Origin of the sequence: Aliinostoc sp. HNIBRCY26, assembly GCF_050235535.1 — a bacterium.
Classification (GTDB): Bacteria; Cyanobacteriota; Cyanobacteriia; order Cyanobacteriales; family Nostocaceae; genus Trichormus.
In genome coordinates this window covers 3,502,136-3,521,167 of sequence record NZ_CP189852.1, presented here as the reverse complement: position 1 = coordinate 3,521,167, position 19,032 = coordinate 3,502,136, and the positions used below count along the sequence as shown (strand labels likewise).

Annotated in this window: 14 protein-coding genes; 8 read left to right on the top strand and 6 right to left on the bottom strand. The window is 43.0% G+C overall.

All coding sequences use genetic code 11. From position 1 onward, the window contains the following. Positions 1–193 precede the first annotated feature (193 nt). On the top strand, positions 194–1,699 hold the full coding sequence (locus tag ACQFX9_RS15090) for a phenylacetate--CoA ligase family protein (RefSeq protein WP_427162898.1): 1,506 nt from the start codon (positions 194–196) through the stop codon (positions 1,697–1,699). Positions 1,700–1,703: 4 nt separating this feature from the next. Here ACQFX9_RS15090 and ACQFX9_RS15085 read toward each other — a convergent pair whose 3' ends face one another. The 4 genes from ACQFX9_RS15085 to ACQFX9_RS15070 are packed head-to-tail and all read right to left on the bottom strand — an operon-like array spanning position 1,704 to position 7,107. Beyond that, positions 1,704–1,955 (bottom strand): DUF4351 domain-containing protein, encoded by a 252-nt coding sequence (locus ACQFX9_RS15085; protein WP_427162738.1) that lies wholly within the window; start codon positions 1,953–1,955, stop codon positions 1,704–1,706. A 40-nt stretch (positions 1,956–1,995) separates the two neighbouring features. Then, positions 1,996–3,231 (bottom strand): molybdopterin molybdotransferase MoeA, encoded by a 1,236-nt coding sequence (locus ACQFX9_RS15080; RefSeq protein ID WP_427162737.1) that lies wholly within the window; start codon positions 3,229–3,231, stop codon positions 1,996–1,998. 2 nt (positions 3,232–3,233) lie between these two features. Continuing rightward, positions 3,234–4,088: an ATP-binding response regulator gene (locus ACQFX9_RS15075; protein WP_427162736.1), complete on the bottom strand. Its 855-nt coding sequence runs from the start codon at positions 4,086–4,088 to the stop codon at positions 3,234–3,236. Further along, complete coding sequence (locus ACQFX9_RS15070) at positions 4,057–7,107, bottom strand: PAS domain S-box protein (RefSeq protein WP_427162735.1); 3,051 nt, start codon at positions 7,105–7,107, stop codon at positions 4,057–4,059. The genes ACQFX9_RS15075 and ACQFX9_RS15070 overlap by 32 nt, the downstream gene beginning before the upstream one ends. A gap of 406 nt (positions 7,108–7,513) precedes the next feature. Between ACQFX9_RS15070 and ACQFX9_RS15065 the strand changes: the two genes are divergently transcribed. The 6 genes from ACQFX9_RS15065 (at position 7,514) to ACQFX9_RS15040 (ending at position 13,761) form a co-directional block, all read left to right on the top strand. After that, on the top strand, positions 7,514–8,071 hold the full coding sequence (locus tag ACQFX9_RS15065; RefSeq protein WP_427162734.1) for an RDD family protein: 558 nt from the start codon (positions 7,514–7,516) through the stop codon (positions 8,069–8,071). 43 nt (positions 8,072–8,114) lie between these two features. After that, positions 8,115–8,309: a 50S ribosomal protein L33 gene (rpmG, locus tag ACQFX9_RS15060; RefSeq protein ID WP_103135703.1), complete on the top strand. Its 195-nt coding sequence runs from the start codon at positions 8,115–8,117 to the stop codon at positions 8,307–8,309. A 2-nt stretch (positions 8,310–8,311) separates the two neighbouring features. Next, the gene (gene rpsR, locus ACQFX9_RS15055; RefSeq protein WP_096582652.1) at positions 8,312–8,527 is read left to right on the top strand and encodes a 30S ribosomal protein S18; all 216 of its coding nucleotides are present in this window, start codon (positions 8,312–8,314) and stop codon (positions 8,525–8,527) included. A gap of 340 nt (positions 8,528–8,867) precedes the next feature. Continuing rightward, entirely contained in the window at positions 8,868–10,928 is a 2,061-nt protein-coding gene (locus tag ACQFX9_RS15050) for a ribonuclease catalytic domain-containing protein (RefSeq protein WP_427162733.1), read from the top strand. A gap of 193 nt (positions 10,929–11,121) precedes the next feature. Then, the gene (locus tag ACQFX9_RS15045; protein WP_427162732.1) at positions 11,122–12,945 is read left to right on the top strand and encodes a sensor histidine kinase; all 1,824 of its coding nucleotides are present in this window, start codon (positions 11,122–11,124) and stop codon (positions 12,943–12,945) included. 99 nt (positions 12,946–13,044) lie between these two features. Beyond that, on the top strand, positions 13,045–13,761 hold the full coding sequence (locus tag ACQFX9_RS15040) for a chromophore lyase CpcT/CpeT (protein ID WP_427162730.1): 717 nt from the start codon (positions 13,045–13,047) through the stop codon (positions 13,759–13,761). Between the two features lie 61 nt (positions 13,762–13,822). Here ACQFX9_RS15040 and ACQFX9_RS15035 read toward each other — a convergent pair whose 3' ends face one another. Beyond that, the gene (locus tag ACQFX9_RS15035) at positions 13,823–14,422 is read right to left on the bottom strand and encodes an MBL fold metallo-hydrolase (protein ID WP_427162729.1); all 600 of its coding nucleotides are present in this window, start codon (positions 14,420–14,422) and stop codon (positions 13,823–13,825) included. Positions 14,423–14,495: 73 nt separating this feature from the next. On the opposite strand from ACQFX9_RS15035, the gene ACQFX9_RS15030 reads away from it, so the two are divergent. Continuing rightward, entirely contained in the window at positions 14,496–14,642 is a 147-nt protein-coding gene (locus ACQFX9_RS15030; RefSeq protein WP_427162728.1) for a hypothetical protein, read from the top strand. 219 nt (positions 14,643–14,861) lie between these two features. On the opposite strand, the gene ACQFX9_RS15025 is transcribed toward ACQFX9_RS15030, so the two are convergent. Further along, complete coding sequence (locus ACQFX9_RS15025) at positions 14,862–19,001, bottom strand: caspase family protein (RefSeq protein WP_427162727.1); 4,140 nt, start codon at positions 18,999–19,001, stop codon at positions 14,862–14,864. Positions 19,002–19,032 lie beyond the last annotated feature (31 nt).

Sequence of the window (19,032 nt, the reverse complement as noted above, 5' to 3'; positions counted from 1 at the left end):
GATCTCCCATTCCCCATTCCCCATTCCCCATTCCCCATTCCCTATTCCCTATTTCCCATTCCTATAATAACTAGTCCCTTCTTAGTTATACTGATCTATACTTGTTGTTCTTGACTCATCCCTGTATGAGTAAACCAAGACTAATGACTAATGACTAATAACTATTGACTAATAACTATTGAATAATGACTATATGCAATATCAATCACGAAGTCAGCAAGTAATTAAGGCGTGGGAAGATTTTGTTTCTACGCCTTTAGATGTTTTATTGAATCAGCATATAAACACTTCGCCTGAAAGAGTTCTCTTAAATTTATTTCATGACGTGGCGACTCATGTTCCGGCTTATCAAGCTTTTCTGGCAGCCAGTTCTATTCATCCTGATAGTATTCAAAGTTTTGCAGACTTTCAGAAATTGCCAGCGATCGCTAAAGAAAATTATATCTCGCGTTATTCTCTAAGGGAGCTATGTCGCAATGGACAGCTAGAAGGTTGCGATATGATTGCGGCTTCTTCTGGTTCGACGGGGAAACCGACGTTTTGGCCGCGGTTTTTGATCGATGAATTACAAATTGCTACACGCTTTGAGCAAATTTTTCACGATAGTTTCGCCGCCGATAGTAAACCCACCTTGGCTGTGATTTGCTTTACTCTCGGTACTTGGGTAGGTGGGATGTTCACTACTAATTGCTGTCGTTATCTTGCTAGCAAAGGCTACCCCATCACTGTCATTACTCCTGGTAACAATAAAGATGAAATTTTACGGGTAGTCCAGGAAATTGGCGATAATTTTGCACAGGTGGTTTTGCTGGGATATCCCCCATTTCTCAAGGATGTTATTGATACAGGTACTGCTCGTGCTGTAGACTGGCAACGCTATCAGATTAAATTTGTGATGGCGGGTGAGGTATTTAGTGAAGAATGGCGGAGTTTAGTGGGTGAAAGGGTAGGTTCTCAAAATCCTTGTTATGATTTTGCATCCCTTTACGGTACAGCCGATGCAGGGGTGTTGGGAAATGAAACACCTTTGAGTATTTGTATTCGGCGGTTTTTGGCGCAAAATCCAGATGCGGCTAAGGCTTTATTTAAAGAGTCTCGTTTACCAACATTAGTGCAGTATGACCCAGTTAGCCGTTTTTTTGAAGTGGAAAACGGGCAATTATTGTTTTCTGGAAATAACGGGATTCCACTGATCCGCTACAACATTTTAGATACGGGTGGCATTATTAGTTATGATGCTATGCTGCAATTTTTGGCAGATTGGGGATTTAATCCGCTAGAAAATCTGTCCCACAATTCCAGAGGTATTCACCAGTTACCCTTTGTTTATGTATTTGGACGTTCTAATTTTACTGTCTCCTACTTTGGCGCAAATATTTACCCAGAAAATGTTACAGTGGGATTAGAGCAACCTGTAATTAAAGAGTGGGTGACAGGTAAGTTTGTTTTGCAGGTAAAAGAAGATGAACAGAAAAACTGGTTTTTATCTGTCGTGGTGGAATTAGCACCAGATGTAGAAGCTAGCGAAGATAAACGTCAAGCTATAGCAGCATCGATTCTCACTCAGCTATTGCGGCTCAATGGCGAATTTGCTAACTACGTCCCCAAAGAATACCAGACACCGCAAGTTATGTTAGCACCAATGGGCGATCGCGAATATTTTCCCATCGGTGTAAAACATCGTTACACACGTAGGTGAAGCTTTAAGGATGATGATTTTGCAACCAACTCACTAAATCAGCTGGAGTAGCAAAATCTAACAAAGCTTCAGCCAAATTTTCTAATTGCTCAATAGATAACTTACCAATCTGCTCTTGTAATTCCTGACTAACACCACCAATTCGTCGTGTTAGCTGGCGCATTACCACTTCTTGAGTCTGTTCTTGTCTAACTTCTTCACGAACTTCTTCGTAAAAGCGAGTTTTCTTGATATCAAAATCATCTAGTCCGAACATTTTCCTTAACTCCTGAGTGCTAATGCGCGGTAATTTGTCTTTACGTGAATAGTTTCAAAATCTGTACTTCTTCTCCTGGCGAAATTAAGGTTTGACCTACCCGCATTACAGCTAAAGCATTAGTTTGCACTAAATTAATTAAATTACCGGAACTATGACGGCCTCCCGCTTGGTGAAATTCGTAAACTCCATCAATTAAATACAACCGTCCCCAAATATAAGTTTCGCGCTTTCCGTCTGATCGCAGCTCGTCATGCGATCGCACTTGCACAAATTCTGCTTCCCAACCCTCAGTTAATCCCGCCAATTTCCTAATTACTGGTTGTACAAATCGCCAAAATGTCACCAACACCGCCGCCGGATTTCCTGGTAAACCAAAATAGATGGTGGGGGAACTGGGAAATTTGGCGACTGTGAGGGGTTTTCCTGGACGCATGGCGACGGCGCGGATGGGAATTTCTGCACCTAGAGAAGTGAGAATTTTGTCAACGTAGTCATAATCACCCACAGACACACCACCGGAGGAAATGACGATATCGGCTTGGGTGATGGCTTGTTTAATCGTTTCTGCTAAGGCTTCGGGATCATCTCTCACAATACCTAATAATATTGGTTCTGCCCCCCTTTGTTGGACTAAAGCAGCTAAGGCATACTGATTAGAATCGACAATTTGTCCTGGTTGTAGGGGTTGATTGACTGTCACTAATTCATTCCCGGTGGAAAAAATTGCCACACGAGGACGACGGTAAACCCTGACAGGGGAACATTGAGATGCTGCTAAAACAGCAATTTCTGCCGCCGTTAACTGGATACCGCTTGGTAATAATTGTGTCCCTGCTTGGTAATATGAGGCTTTACGTCTGACAAATTCCCCTAGTTGGGGTGTGGTGAGAATCGCCACTTGCTGATTTTCTCGGCGTGTTTTCTCTTGCATCACAACGGTATCTGCACCGTCGGGAATGACTGCACCGGTAAAAATGCGCGCTGCTTGTCCCGTTTGCAGGGTAAATTGTGGTTGATGTCCTGCGGGAATCTCTGCCACAATTTCTAAATTCACCGGCTGTTCAAGACTGGCATTTTTGACATCTGCATAGCGTACCGCGTAACCATCCATTGCGGAGTTATCCCAGTGAGGAAAATCTAAGGGACTGGTGACGGGTGCGGCTAAGATGCGTCCATTGACGGCGAATAAATCTAAAACTTCTGTATCTTGCTGCTGATTTAGAGGTTTGACTAAATTAAAAATAATATTGGCTGTATCCTGGACTGATAACATATTCACTTTTGCCTGAGTAAATTGGCAATCACTTGCGCTAGTTCAAAGGGATCAACTGGTTTAGATATATGCTGTTGAAAACCAGCTAATATTGCTTGCTGTTGATCACTTTCTCTAGTGTAGGCAGTGAGGGCGATCGCAGGAATATTTCCTCCCTGTGCTGGCGGTAGTTCTCGAATCTGACGCATTAAACTGTATCCATCAATATCTGGCATTCCAATATCAGCCAGTAAAATATCTATCTGGGATTGGCTGATGAGTTTCAGCACTTCTATGGCAGAGGTTGCAACGAACACCTCAGCACCAGCTTGTTTTAAAGCACAGGTAACATAATCGCGGGTATCAGCGTTATCATCCACGGTGAGAATTCGCACATTCTCCAAACAAAAAGCCGCAAAATTACTATTTTGATTTCCCAGTTTTTCTGTATTTTTCTGATTCTGGAGTGGTAATTGGACTGTAAATTTTGCACCTTGTCCATTACCTAGACTTTCGGCGATGATTGTACCACCATGTAACTCTACCAGATGACGTACAATCGCCAGTCCTAATCCTAAGCCACCGAAATTTCTCGTAATACTGCTATCGGCTTGGCGAAAATAATCAAAAATGTGGGGTAAAAACTGAGAATCTATGCCAATACCAGTATCAATCACTTGTAGCTGTGCTTGAGAGTCTATTTTGGTTAATTTAATCATAATTTTGCCGCCTGATGGGGTGAATTTGACGGCGTTGGATAACAAATTCCACACCACCTGCTGTAATCTGGCTGCATCTCCCAAGACTATACCGACATCATCAACAAGAGTCTGGATCTCAAGAGATTTAGCTTCTGCCGCCAAGCGGACTGTTTCCAAAGCATCTGTAAATAATAGAAACTAAGTTGACTGGGTTAGTCTTGAGGGTTAATTTACCCCGTAGAATGCGAGAAACATCGAGCAAATCGTCAATTAACTTAGTTTGCAGTTTGGCATTACGCTCAATTGTTTCCAAAGCATTTTTGACAGTTGCTTGGTCGAGTTGACGAGAACGCAGAAGTTTTGACCAACCTAAAATCGGGTTAAGTGGCGATCGCAATTCATGAGATAAAACCGCTAAAAATTCATCTTTAATCCGGTTGGCTTCTTCTGCTTTTGTGCGAGCAATTTTCTCTCTTTCCAATAGTTCTAGGCGTTCAGCTTCGACTTGTTTGCGATCGCTAATATCTGCACTAGAACCAACTACCCGCACTATATTTCCATTCTGATCACGGATGAGATACCCTTGATCCCATAGATACACCCAATGGCCATCTTTATGGCGGATGCGGTATTCTGCACTATAGCGATCATTTTGACCAGTGGAAACAGTCAGCCAAATTTCTTGACATTTCACTAAATCCTCTGGATGCACACGTTCTGACCACCAAGTACCAGTTTGGGGAACTTCTTGTGGATGAAACCCCATCACCTGATACAAACCTTCAGAACGGTAAACATAGCCAGTTTGCAGATTCCAATCATACACAATCCCAGCTACAGCCTGTGCTGCCAAGCGGAAGCGTTCTTCACTTTGACGCAGTGCGATTTCTGCTTGCTGCTGTGGAGTCAGATCCAGCACAAAACACAACCAAGTTAGGGGGGATTCCTCCAAAATTGTCGCTCCTAACAAAATGGGGACTCGACTCCCATCTTGGCGAATATATTCTTTAGTAAAGGGTGTACATTTGCCGGTAGTTTGTAACTCTACCACGCCCTGTTCATCTAAGTGCCAATATTCTGGCGGAGTTATATCGCGCCATCGCAAATTCCCGTTATTCACATCAGCCCTGATGTAACCCAGCATTTGCAAAAATAAATCATTGGCTTCAATAATATGTGTAGAATTAGCCACAACTACACCAATAATATCGGCATCAACTAAACGCCGAAACTTAGTCTCACTAATCTTTAAAGCTTTTTCTAAACGTTTTTGTTCGGTAACATCAAAGGACATTCCCGCCAACATTTTTCTTCCAGTCTCATCAATCAAGGGAAATTTGTACGTCATAAAATGACGTTCTGTATCACCTTGAGGAAAACTTTCATGTAATTCTACTGGTTGATTATTTTGGAGGATAGCGCGATCGCATTCGTATAATTTATGCGCCACTGCGATTGAGAGGAGGTCAAAATCTGTCTTACCAATCACATCAGCTATTTCCCGTCCTAGCAGGTTGGCTCCCTCCTGATTCACATATAGGCATCTTCCTTGATCATCTTTAATATATGCACTACCTGGTATATGCTGCATAAAGCTAGCAAATAGAGCCTGACTCTCTTTTAAGGCGATTTCTGTTTGTTTGCGGTCGGTGATATCTTCTGCTACGCCTACTTTTCGGTATATATTGCCATTTGCGTCTGGTATGGGAAAAGAGCGATCGCGTATCCAACGAATTGAGCCATCAGGCCGCACTATGCGATATTCCATGTCTGTATTACCATGTAGCGATCGCCTAAAAAACTCTTCCCTCACTCGCGGCTGATCTTCGGGATGTATTGACTCTATCCACCCATAGGGATTGCTGTACAAACTCTCGCAAGGATGACCCCAAATCGTTGCATAAGCTGGGCTAACATAGAGAACTTGGTAATCTCCTTGAATAATCGTACTCACCCAAAATACATCTTCTATGGACTCTGCCATTTGCCGAAACCGTTCTTCACTCTCTTGCAACGCTTCCTGCGCTTGTTTGCGTTCCGTAATATCGTAAAAAGTTACCACCCCAGCCGTAATCTCTCCTTGACTATCACGAATGGGAGCAGAATTGACTAGCATCCAACCCTGTGTCCCATCCCCCCGCAAAAAGTTGATTTCTTCATTGACAACCACCTCACCTGTACTCACAGAACGAGCCAAAGGCCAGTCATGGGGACTATAGGGACGACCATCTAAGTGGAACCCCTGGTATTCTTGATACTGCTCAATACTTTCCGCAGGCAAAAACGAACGTCGCCAAATCTGTTCTACTTGGGGATTACCAAGCAGCAACTTACCTGATATATCTGCAATAATTAAGCCCGCCGGCATTTGTTCTAAAATAGCTTGCAAGCGTTGTTGCTTTTCTTCTAGCTTTAGCAGTAATCGACTACGTTCTTGCTCTTGCTGATAAAGCAGCTGTTGTATTTGTTTCTGCTCGTTAATGTCAGTGGTACTGCCAAACCAACGCTGAATAACTCCATTACCATCTACTACAGGCACAGCGCGAGTAATATGCCAATGGTAGTCACCGTCCTTGCCCTGGAGGCGAGATTCTATTTCTAAAAGACTTCTTTGCTCTACAGCACTAGTCCATTGCTGTAATACAAACGATAGATCCTCTGGATGAACTACCTGCTGCCACTTCCAACCCAGAGATTCTAAAGACGATAACCCCGTGTAATCATACCAACGCTGGTTGAGGTATTCAATAGCTCCATCAGCATCAGCAAACCAAATAATCTGGGGAATATTTTCGGTTAAGGCTCGGTATCGCGTTTCACTTTCCCCTAATACTTGTACCTGTCTTTCCAGCTTTTGCCTAGCAGTTTTTAAGTTCGCATTTAACAAACCAATCAGCAAAGCAACCAAGACAAAGACTATCAAACGGATAATTTCATCAACACCCTGCAACGCCAAAGAGTAAAAAGGAGGAGTAAAAAAGTAGTTGAAAATAATAAAAGCTAATAGAGTTGCCAATATACCAGAACGAGTCCCGCCGCACCAAGAACTCAAGGCCACAGCTGCATAAAAAAAAGCAAATAGAGAATATTTAGATAATGAGTTTAGGGCAACAGTCAATAATGCTGCCAAGACAACAAACAAGATTGCTAGAAAATCGTATCTCAGGGAATGCCAGGCTGTTTCGAGTCTAATCATTCTAGCTTTAGTTTGTACACACTTGATTTCTCCACCTTAAGGCATAAGAGAACATTTCTTGAACATTCTTAGGGCATATTTAAGTAGAAATTTTTAGATAAATTTACTTAAATAGAGAAAATTCCCAGATCAGAAAAAACCACAAAAAACAGAGGAAAATTATTTTTATCTCCCATTCCCATTTTGATCGGAAAAAGTTAGGTTAAAACCGAGTGGAATTGTGGGCGTACAGCAAACTACACGTAGCCTCTCGTCGGAGAAAAAACCTTGTTTCCCAAGCAAGGTAGGTAGAACCCCCAACGCCGGTTCTCTCAAGTCGATGGGAAACCTGTCCAAGAGACTGGTTCCCTCTTGTGGCTAGCTATCTTTAATTTTGAATTTTGAATTTTGAATTTTGAATTGATTTATGACTATCGAACGAGTTCCCCAAAAACACTATCCCAAAGCTGAACTTAATCGGCGTGCTATGGCTTTGGGCTTAGATTTTCTCGTTGTTTGGCTAGTCAGTGCTTTTTTTAACAGTAATCAAACTGGGATTCAATTTCTGCAAATCTTCGTGTTTGTCTCCGGTTGGCTGATTATGCGGGTGTTAGTGGCGTATAACAATCAAGGACAAAGTTTGGGGCGGTGGGCGTTTGACTTGAAAATCTTAGAAGTGCAGAATGGCGAAGTTATCGGTAGAATTCCCCAGTTGCTAGCACTCTTACAAAGAGAAGCTATAATTGGCTTTGGTGCAATTTTGGTGTCTATTGCCTTGGGCAATCTGCGCGCCAATCCCACTGCTATACTGCTAGTTCTTCCCTTGGCTATCGATTGTGGTGCTGCTTTATCTGATACCCAGATGCGGCAAGCTCTCCATGACCGTTATGCTAAAACTTTCATTGTTTCGTCGCGTCGCGGCTATTCGTTAGATATAAAAATCAAACGACTAGTTGGAAATTTGCGCCGGAATGTGAGAAGATAGTAATTTGTGTTAATTCTCTTCAGGCTTTAGCGTTTGTAAGATTATGGCAAAGAGTAAAGGTGTCCGCATAATAGTGACACTAGAGTGTACTGAGTGTCGTACAAATCCAGATAAGCGATCGCCCGGTGTTTCACGGTATACAACAACTAAGAACCGTCGCAACACTACCAACCGCTTAGAACTAAACAAGTTCTGTACCCACTGCAATAAACATACCGTTCACAAGGAAATTAAATAAAGATGAGTTATTACCGTCGGCGTTTGTCTCCAATTAAGCCTGGAGAACCAATTGATTACAAAGATGTAGACCTATTGCGGAAGTTTATCACCGAGCGTGGTAAAATATTACCCCGTCGGATTACAGGCTTGACCTGTCAACAACAACGGGAACTCACCTTAGCAATTAAACGGGCGCGGATTGTGGCTTTGCTGCCATTTATCAATGCAGAAGGCTAAACCCCCAACAATTGTGGATTTGAGATTTGTGATTTTGGATTGACTGAACCCAGTCTTGGGTGACAGATAAGGGTTTTGAATTGACTGTAGATTTGTTCTGCTCAATTTCAAAGCGGGGCTAGTATCGAAAAACACTGCTTCACCAAAATCTGTCTTGAAAAGATTCCTACGGCGGGAAACCCGCCTACAGAACTTTTCGCCAAATCCAAAATCTAAAATTGCCCAAGTCAGTGCTAAAATTTTGTTCTACAGTAAAAATCCTCAGATTTTGGAATTAGTAGCCATTATTTAACTCTAAAATCTAAAATTTATTTGTCAACCATTAATAATTGCGAGAGTTGTGGAGAAGGGGACGCTAGTTGAATTTCGGGTTCAAGGCGATCGCCGTTTGGGCGTGATAGACCGTCCAGACGGAAAGACCCGTTGGTTTGTGGTAGATGAACGTGGTCAATCCCACAGCCTCGCGCCTAGACAAATTACCTATACAGTTAACGGTAACACCTACAAATCATCTGATATTCCGGCTTTTCTAGCGGAGGTCAAGCCTTACTTAGACCCCTCAAGCTTAGAAGTAGCGTGGGAATTATTGGTGGAAGAGGGAGAAACAGTCACACCGGCACAAATGGCCAATCTGCTGTTTTCGGAATCAAATTCCGCCCCTTGTTACGCCGCCCACTGTTTACTATCAGACGATAAACTCTACTTCAAACAAAAAGGCGATGCTTATGAGCCAAGAACGACGGCGCAAGTAGCAGAACGCAAACACCAAATAGAAGTAGAAGCCCTCAAAGCTAGGGAACAGCAGGAATTCTTAGTTCGTATAGAACAAGCACTCCAGGGTGAAACAGTCGAATGGCAACGTCACGACCGTCAACGCCTCGAAGGGCTAGAAAAATATGCAGCCCTGTTGGCGGATATTGTCAGAATGGGTGTAAACTATGACTCCCTAGCCCGCGCCTATCCTCCACCAGCCCCAGTTTTAGAGACAATGAATCTGTTGGGGCGACCCGCCACCCCTCCAGGCGCATTTCAATTATTGGTAGATTTGAAATGGTGGAGTGCAAATGAGAATTTGTTCCTGCGTCGTTCTGCTATTCCCGTCCAGTTTCCTAGCAAGGTTTTAGAAGTGGCACAACAGCGTTTGGATGATCAGCCCACAGACTCAGATACAAATCGCCTAGATTTGACTCGTCTGAAAGTCTACACAATAGATGATGAAAGCACCACAGAAATCGACGACGGACTGAGTTGGGAACAACTACCAGACGGTCAAGACAGGCTGTGGGTGCATATTGCTGATCCCACCCGTTGGTTAGCACCAGAAGACGACCTAGACCTAGAAGCCAGGAAGCGTGGTAGCACTGTATACTTACCAACAGGCATGGTTCCCATGTTTCCCGAAATTTTGGCAACTGGGCCAATGAGCTTGGTACAAGGAAAAGTATGTTGTGCTTTGAGTTTTGGGGTAATTTTAGATGAAAATGGGGGAGTATCAGGTTATACTATTCATCCCAGTTTAATTAAACCCACCTACCGCCTCACCTACGAAGATGTAGACGAGATGTTGGAATTAGGGGTACAAGCAGAACCGGAAATTGCGGCGATCGCAGCTTGGGCAAAGAAACGCAAAGCTTGGCGTTACAATCAAGGCGCGATTAGCATCAATATGCCAGAGGCGATGATTAAAGTCAAAAATGACGACATCAGCATAGATATTTTAGATGATTCGCGATCGCGGCAACTGGTCGCAGAAATGATGATTCTGGCTGGGGAAGTCGCCGCCCGTTACGGACAGGAACACAACATTCCCCTACCATTTCGGGGTCAACCCCAACCGGAATTACCCCCAGAAGAAGAATTACTCCGACTTCCAGCCGGATTTGTCCGCGCTTGCGCCATGCGGCGTTGTATGCCCAAGAGTGAAATGAGTATTACGCCAGTGCGTCACGCTGGTTTGGGTTTAGATACCTACACTCAAGCCACATCCCCCATTCGGCGTTACAGTGACTTACTCACTCACTTCCAACTCAAAGCCCATTTGCGGGGAGAAGTTCTGCCCTTTAGTGCTGAACAACTCAAAGAAGTGATGATGACCGTTACCAGTACCACCCAAGAAGTGACAATGGTAGAACGGCAAACCAATAGATACTGGGCTTTAGAATATTTACGTCGTCACCCTGAACAAGTTTGGGAAGCTACGGTGTTAATGTGGCTCAGAGAAGATAGCAACTTAGCACTGATACTGCTAGAAGATTTAGGTCTACAGTTACCAATGGTATTCCGGCGGACAGTCAGACTAGGTGAACCGGTACTAGTCAAAGTGAGTATTGCCGATCCCCAAAAGGATGTGATTCAGTTCCAAGAGATAATTTATCAAGAAGCCCAGACAGTAGGAATGTAGAGAATTAGCAAGCAAACTATCTGAAAATGATAAAATCAACAGCACTTCCATGATTTTCAGTAATTTCTGAGGTCAGGAACAGCAGGTATTTTTGGGAAAGCTAGAGATAATTGGTATCTACATCAGTTTTCTCGTTGTTTTCCTTTATGCTTGATTCCAGAAATCAGGAATTGCTCAATTCTAGTCATTTCCCATGAATTCCCAAAAACTGCTAAATTTCCTAGCTAACCGTTTTCAGTTCATGCTGATACTGAAAAAATGGGCTTATCGCCTCAAGATGGCACACAAGATTAGTTGGGGATACGGAATTATCTTAGGCCTGTTTATTTTTGGTACGACGATAGGAATTGAAGTTGGTGATTATTTCTTATGGGAAGCTTGGCAACAAGCACAACATTCTCGGCAAGAAACTGAGTTACTCTATCGCCTAGAAACCGATATTTTAAGGGCTAGGGATAGCCAACAACAGTTAACTTTTCTGCTAGAACGTCCACAAGAATTGCAAAATAAATATCTTCACTTACAAAAGCAAATTGTCAACATCAAAAACACCTGGCAGGCAATTAAATCTTTCACGGATAGTCAGTATCACATTAAAAACGAAATCAATAATCTGCATTTAGGAGAAATTCCAGCTTTTTTAGCAAAATATCATGATTTCACCATAGATTACTTTCAAGACTTAGAATTTTTAGTCAAGAAAATTAAATCGAATAGTTTGGAATTACCAGCGATTGAGACAGATAACCAAAAATTACTGCTCAATTTTCAAAATAGTTCAGAATCGCAAAAATTTGAAAACCTTTTAGATGATTTAACTCATATTATTGCTCTTTCAGCTAAAGATTATGCAAGAGCGATCGCAGCTTATGATCAAGCTGATATTTTACGGCTTTCTATTAATATATTTAGCGTCATTTTATCAACAGTAATTGCCGGTGTTCTGGCTTATTTTACCAGTCAAATTATTGCTCATCCCCTAAAAGCTGTCACCCAAGTAGCACAGCAAATTACACAAAACTCTGATTTTGACCTGCAAGCACCCGTAATATCCGCCGATGAAGTGGGTATAATGGCGATCGCATTTAATCAACTACTCCAGCACGTTAGACTGATTACCCAAGAACTCCATGAGAAAAATCAACGTCTAGAGATAGCAATGGCAGATTTGAAACATACCCAAACTCAAATCATTCAACAAGAGAAAATGTCTAGCTTAGGACAGATAGTTGCTGGGGTAGCTCACGAAATTAATAATCCTGTGAGTTTCATTTATGGTAATGTTGCCCACGCTCGTGAATATGCCGTAAATTTAATAGATTTAGTCCAAATTTATCAGCAAGAATATCCCCATCCTACCCCAGTAATTACAGAAGCGATCGCTGACATCGACCTTGACTTTATCAAAGAAGATTTAATCAAGTTGCTGAGTTCGATTAGACTTGGGGCGGAACGGATTAGAAAAATAGTTCATTCCCTACGTAACTTTTCTCGCCTAGACGAAGCTGAGTTAAAAACTGTAGATATCCATCAAGGGATTGAAAGTAGTTTATTAATTCTGCAAAATCGGTTGCAATCTCATTTACAGATTCAAGTATTCAAAGAGTATCAAGATTTGCCTGTAGTCGAGTGCTACCCCAGTCAAATTAACCAAGTATTTATGAATATATTGATCAATGCGATTGATGCTTTGGAAGAAATGGGGAATGAATATTGGCAAATGACATCAACAACGCCTCAAATTAGAATTTATACAAAGTTATTAGACAAAAACCGCATAGCTATTAGTTTTTATGATAATGGCATCGGGATGAATGAAAAAGTGCAAGCAAAAGTTTTTGACCCATTTTTTACCAACAAAATAGTCGGTAAAGGTATGGGACTAGGCTTATCTGTCAGTTATCAAATAGTGACAGAGCAACATCGCGGAAAATTGTACTTTAACTCAGTATTCAGACAAGGAACAGAGTTTGTGATGGAAATCCCTATTCAACAGTCACCCAGTGCGAGCATTTGAATATACCTCAACTTGATTTAATAAAAAATTTAAATAACTCAATGGCAATTAGACGTAAGCATTTTCCAGCATACTTTGAGTTGACGATGTTTTTGTGAAATGATGAACCGCATCAAAGCTTACGCAGTCACATTTTTACTGTCACTGTTGACAATACCTACTACAGCTAATGCTGCCAATGCAACAACACTTGCACAACAGGTAAAGCAGGTAGCAAACTGGTTTACTGGTTTTTTTGATAATTCTCAACAAGTGACTCAAAAGCCTACTGTGCCACTGATTAGCATTACTAGTTGTAGTATTCAATTAGACAGTGTAAATAATTCAGAAAATATTTATTTTGAACAAGAAAGTTCCTTTTTTGAACGCTTACGTTTGTACTCATTTAGTCAAGGAAATGAGGCAGTAAATCTGAGTATTCGCAGTTTTTTAGATCCTAATGCTGTGCGGGGTTTATGTGGTAAACCTCAATCTATGCGAATAATTCCAACAAGTAACTTGCCAATCACAAGTTGTAACTTGAACCTGTTTTTGCAGCCGGATAAATATTATATAGGTAGTAACAGCCCGGATGGTTGTCCGGCTGGTTCGTCAAGAGTAGTTTCCAGTATCACTGTTCGACGCGATAGTATCCTTTCTCTAGACCAAATTTTTAATTCTGAAGGTGTTTTATTAGCTAATACACCTATTGAATTTCGGCGAGTTTCTGTACCTGAACCATCCCCAATGTTAGCAATCATAGGGGTTGGTATTTGGGGTGCAACAACAGCGATCTCTCGACAATTAAAATATCTGTCTCAGAAAGATTCTGTTTGATGTTCACTTTTGTAAACTTCAGCCTGAGCTTGAGCATTTGGGCGATATGACATTGAATAAATTACAACGTCGCCACTAGTTCCTTTAGGCGATCGCGTCCATCCCGAAACACAGACCAACCATCACCGACTAAAATAGTTTCTACCTTGTCTAAAGCTGCTAATCGCTGGACTGAAGCCACAGCCTCAGCTTTATTGAGCAACTTTTCATCAGGTAGAATACCTAAACTACCAGCTTTGTAGGCGCGGACTAAATCCCCAGTAATTAGGGTAGTTTCTTCTAATAACAGTACCAATTCCCCTGGAGTTTTAGAACCTTGCATTTCCAACACCTTGAGTCCGGGGACAAACTCTTCACCATCAGTTAGCCAGCGATCGCACATTAAAGGAAAATACTCTTTTTCTGCGATCGGCCCTGCTATTTTGGCATAGGTTTGATCAGCAATTTCCTTCGCTGACCGAATATGGTCAGAATTAGTGATAATAATCCAATCTACACCGCCTAAAGACTCTAGATGATTCCAATCATGGTTAGATAAAGCCACAGGGTCAATCAAGATGTTACCAGTAGGGCGAATCCAAGCAATCCCGTTGAAATCGATATTTCTCGCCGGGTTGAAATAAGACCAACCATACAGATCAGGACGGTGCAAAAATTTCATAATAATTTCAGCTATATAGCTTCGATAGATTCATTAATAGGTCAGCATCAATAATCTATCATTCAAAGCGGTTTTGGTATATCTCATCAGGGATATGAGGGCGATCGCATCTTGGTTATGTTGTGGTTATGGAGAGCGATCGCCTTTCACTCGCCATCACATTGCAGATCAACTCTCGGATGTTGGTGTTCTGAGCTTGAAGTTTCGCGTTTTAGACTAGACGTTTTTCGTTTCAAACAGGAACATTCTAGTTCCGAACTTGGAGTTTTCTGTTTTTAGCGAGAAATTTCTGGTTCTGAACTCGACATTTCTCGTTTCAAACTAAAAAGTTTTAGTTTTAACCTCGACAGTTTTTGTTTAAAGCTAGACAGTTTTTGTTTTAAACAAGAAACTTCCTGTTTTTATCTACAAAGCTTCTGATTAGCACGGCTTCGCACTCTCATATATCACCTTCTTTACTCCAAACATATTTACGGCAGACTTCGCAAGCGGCTTTTGCCTCGTCAGTTTGTGGATTAGTGAAGATGGGATGATAACGTAACCTCTGACAGTAGAATTGCAACCATGCACGGCAGCCAAAATACCACAAGCGCACCGTGCCATCACTACCCCCACTGACAATCGTCTGCCCATCAGGGCTAATGGAAACAGAATTGACCCAAACCTCATGACCACAGAAGGGTGCAGCCAAGGGCAGACCTTGGAAATTCCACAACCGCACCGTCTCGTCTTCACCCCCACTGACAATCGTCTGCCCATCCGGGCTAATGGCTACAGAATTCACCCCACCCTCATGACCACGGAAAGGTTCAGCCAAGGGCAGACCTTGGAAATTCCACAACCGCACCGTGCCGTCACGACCCCCACTGACAATTGTCTGGCCATCTAGGCTCATAGCAACAGAATTCACCCTACCTTGATGACCACGGAAGGGTTCAGCCAAGGGCAGACCTTGGAAATTCCACAACCGCACCGTCCTGTCATCACCCCCACTGACAATTGTCTGCCCATCCAGGCTCATAGCAACAGAATTCACCCTACCCTTATGACCACGGAAGGGTGCAGCCAAGGGCAGACCTTGGAGATTCCACAACCGCACCGTCTCGTCATCACCCCCACTGGCAATTGTCTGCCCATCTAGGCTCATAGCAACAGAATTCACCCTACCTTGATGACCACGGAAGGGTTCAGCCAAAGGTAGACCTTGGAAATTCCACAACCGCACCGTCTCGTCATCACCCCCACTGACAATTGTCTGCCCATCCAGGCTCATAGCAACAGAATTCACCCTACCCTTATGACCACGGAAGGGTGCAGCCAAGGGCAGACCTTGGAGATTCCACAACCGCACCGTCTCGTCATCACCCCCACTGGCAATTGTCTGCCCATCTAGGCTCATAGCAACAGAATAGACCCTACCCTCATGACCACAGAAGGGTGCAGCCAAGGGCAGACCTTGGAAATTCCACAACCGCACTGTGCCGTCACTATCCCCACTGACAATCGTCTGCCCATCTAGGCTCATAGCAACAGAATTCACCCTACCTTGATGACCACAGAAGGGTGCAGCCAAGGGCAGACCTTGGAAATTCCACAACCGCACCGTGCCGTCATTATGCCCACTGACAATTGTTTGTCCATCCTGGTTGATGGCGACAGATCTGACCTCATATTGACCACGGAAGGATTTAGCTAAGCCTTGGGAATTCCACAACTGCACCCTGCCAAAAAAACCCCCACTGACACTGAGAATCGTCTGCCTATCCGAGCTAATGGCTACAGAATAGACCCCACCCTCATGACCACGGAAGGGTTCAGCCAAGGGCAGACCTTGGAAATTCCACAAGCGTACCGTCCCGTCATCACCCCCACTGACAATCGTCTGCCCATCCGGGCTGATGGCGGCAGAATTCACCCTACCTTGATGACCACGGAAGGGTTCAGCCAAAGGCAGACCTTGGGAATTCCACAAGCGCACTGTGCCGTCATCACCCCCACTGACAATCGTCTGACCATCAGAGCTGATGGCAACAGAATTCACCCTACATTGATGACCACGGAAGGGTTCGGACAAGGGCAGACCTTGGCGATTCCATACGCGTACTGTGCCGTCATCACCCCCACTGACAATCGTCTGCCCATCAGAGCTGATGGCGACAGAATTCACCCTACATTGATGACCACGGAAGGGTTCGGACAAGGGCAGACCTTGGCGATTCCATACGCGTACTGTGCCGTCATCACCCCCACTGACAATCGTCTGCCCATCCAGGCTGATGGCGACAGAATAGACTTCACCCTGATGGCCATAGAAAGGAGTTAAGACTTTCATTAATTGTTGCAAGCTATTCTGAACTGGAGGGAAAATTTGCTCTGGCATTTTGTCCAAGTTCTCACCTATGCCTTGTATTGCCAACACAGAAGCTTTGAGGGGTTGAGTAGAGAGTATCTCCTGAATCTTTGCTGTTTTCTCTTGCAATGAAGCTTCAGTGCGTACCCTAAGACCAATTTGCTGTTCAGCACTCCGTTCTTTTTCATCAGCATCACTGAGGTGATAAAACTTTTTCGCTTGCGATGATAAATCAGGTTGTAACTTTTCCCAATTTTCCCGCGCCTCTGCTAACAATCCTCTGGGCATGAGATATTGTTCATCTTCTTCTTGGTGCAACCACTCTCGCAAAGCATCGGCTAATTTATCATGTAACCGTCGCAAGTCTCGGTCTTGTTGTCGCCATTCTTGCAATCTCTCCCAACCATCAATTAAGGCTTCATGGGCTACATCAATCCAAACTTCTTCTCTAATTTCAGTGTCAGTTACTATTAAACGTCCTTGGATGAGTTTTTCTATAACTTGATTGATTACTTGCTGCTCATCTAAGCTGTCACCAGCAATACTTAACAATTCCTGTTTTGGCTGTCGCTGTCGGGTATCCTTCTCTTCTGCACCAGTACGCACCAGTTTTAAGAAAATCCTCTTGACCCAAGCTTTTTGCTCTTCAGTGAAACCTGCATACAAATTTTCTGCATGACGATTTAACGCTCCAATGACTCCACCTAGTTCGTTAAACTTAACAACTGTTAACTGGTGAGTTGTGCGATCGCGCTGTTCCCATAGTTCTGTCAAGGCAAACTGCAATAATGGTAAGCAGCCTTTCTCTTGTCCTAATACTTCTTGCTGAATCGCTCCCAGTAATCCCCTTTCTAACTGATAACCTTGTAACATGGCTGGAGATGCGATCGCTTTTTCTAATTCTGCCCCCAATAATGGCGGCATATACACAGCTTGTTCTTGAATTATTTGTGTGAGCGACTCATAGTTTAAACAGTATTCCAAAAAATCAGCTCGCATCGTGGTGACAACTGCTAACCGCCCTTGAGAAACTTGGGTTAACAACTCAATAAATCGCTGTTTCTCTTCTTCTCTAGCACCAAGGGTAAAAATTTCTTCAAATTGGTCTACCACCAACAAGCAACGTTCAGAACCAGTCAACTGCGAAATTACAGCAGATAAACCTGCTGTTTCAAGCAAAGCTGAAATTTCTCTAATTTTTGCGCGCTCAAATAACTGTGTAAAGGCTCGTTTTAACTCAGCTAATGGTTCAACTCCAGGCAAAATTGGTTCTAAAATCCGCCAACCATTTTTTTCTAACACCGGAATCAAACCCGCCCGCACCACCGAAGATTTACCACTTCCCGACGCACCAATGATGGGGACAAAATTCGCTTGAGCGAGTTTTTTATTTAATTGCTGAATAACTTGATCCCGTCCAAAAAAGAAACGTGCTTGTTCTTTGCCAAAAGGGCGCAAACCCTGATAGGGACAGGTTTCATCAATAACAGTAGTGGTTTGTTGAACGGGATACTTCACTAAAGTTATCGAGCGTCCCCAACCCATGCGAATTGGTTCTTGACCACTACCTTTGAGTTCTGAAGCAATCCTATCAAAGAGGCGATCGCCTGTCACTAAACCCCGATCATTCGCATTCTCTGCTGATAATCCCTTCAACAAAGCAGTTGTAAAAATACTGTGCTGTTCGCTTTTTTTGGCATAGGCTTGTTGAAAATCTCTGCAAGCAGCAATAAAGTAATAGTCTCGCTGTGAACTAAAGGCGGTAAGGGTTTTTTCAATCAGATGGCGTTCTAAAAAATGACCACTATGACAGCAATCTAACAACACAACTAAGCTGCTAAGGTGCGATTCTGCTATTAATTGGTTGAGATTAATCAAGCTGATACCGCTTGTTTGTTCAACAATTGTGTCGCCTTGAGTCACAATCTTCAAATCAGAAGTTGCTAAATATGCTTGTTGTGTCTCTAACTCCAAATCAGAAACAGTGATCCCGTGTCCTGTAAAGTAAATTATTGCCTCATGATTGACTGCTTGTTGTCGCAGCAAAATTTTTAAAGCGTCACCTAGTTGCTGTTTAGTAACGTTCCCTTTGAGTAACTTAATATCCTCAAAATCACCATGCGCTTGTAGCACCTGTGCCACTGCTTCCGCATCTGTTGCCGGTTTACTCAGGTTTTTCAGTGGACTTTTATAATCTGTAATGCCAACAACCAGTGCGTAACGCGCCATTGATCATATCTGTATGCTCTATTAGAGAATA

Bases quoted from the DNA above. Each gene is read 5' to 3' on its own strand.
- ACQFX9_RS15070 (WP_427162735.1), bottom strand. From the start codon at position 7,107: ATGATTAGACTCGAAACAGCCTGGCATTCCCTGAGATACGATTTTCTA.
- ACQFX9_RS15035 (WP_427162729.1), bottom strand. From the start codon at position 14,422: ATGAAATTTTTGCACCGTCCTGATCTGTATGGTTGGTCTTATTTCAAC.
- rpsR (WP_096582652.1), top strand. From the start codon at position 8,312: ATGAGTTATTACCGTCGGCGTTTGTCTCCAATTAAGCCTGGAGAACCA.
- ACQFX9_RS15065 (WP_427162734.1), top strand. From the start codon at position 7,514: ATGACTATCGAACGAGTTCCCCAAAAACACTATCCCAAAGCTGAACTT.
- ACQFX9_RS15040 (WP_427162730.1), top strand. From the start codon at position 13,045: ATGATGAACCGCATCAAAGCTTACGCAGTCACATTTTTACTGTCACTG.
- ACQFX9_RS15085 (WP_427162738.1), bottom strand. From the start codon at position 1,955: ATGTTCGGACTAGATGATTTTGATATCAAGAAAACTCGCTTTTACGAA.
- ACQFX9_RS15080 (WP_427162737.1), bottom strand. From the start codon at position 3,231: ATGTTATCAGTCCAGGATACAGCCAATATTATTTTTAATTTAGTCAAA.
- ACQFX9_RS15045 (WP_427162732.1), top strand. From the start codon at position 11,122: ATGAATTCCCAAAAACTGCTAAATTTCCTAGCTAACCGTTTTCAGTTC.
- ACQFX9_RS15090 (WP_427162898.1), top strand. From the start codon at position 194: ATGCAATATCAATCACGAAGTCAGCAAGTAATTAAGGCGTGGGAAGAT.
- ACQFX9_RS15025 (WP_427162727.1), bottom strand. From the start codon at position 19,001: ATGGCGCGTTACGCACTGGTTGTTGGCATTACAGATTATAAAAGTCCA.
- rpmG (WP_103135703.1), top strand. From the start codon at position 8,115: ATGGCAAAGAGTAAAGGTGTCCGCATAATAGTGACACTAGAGTGTACT.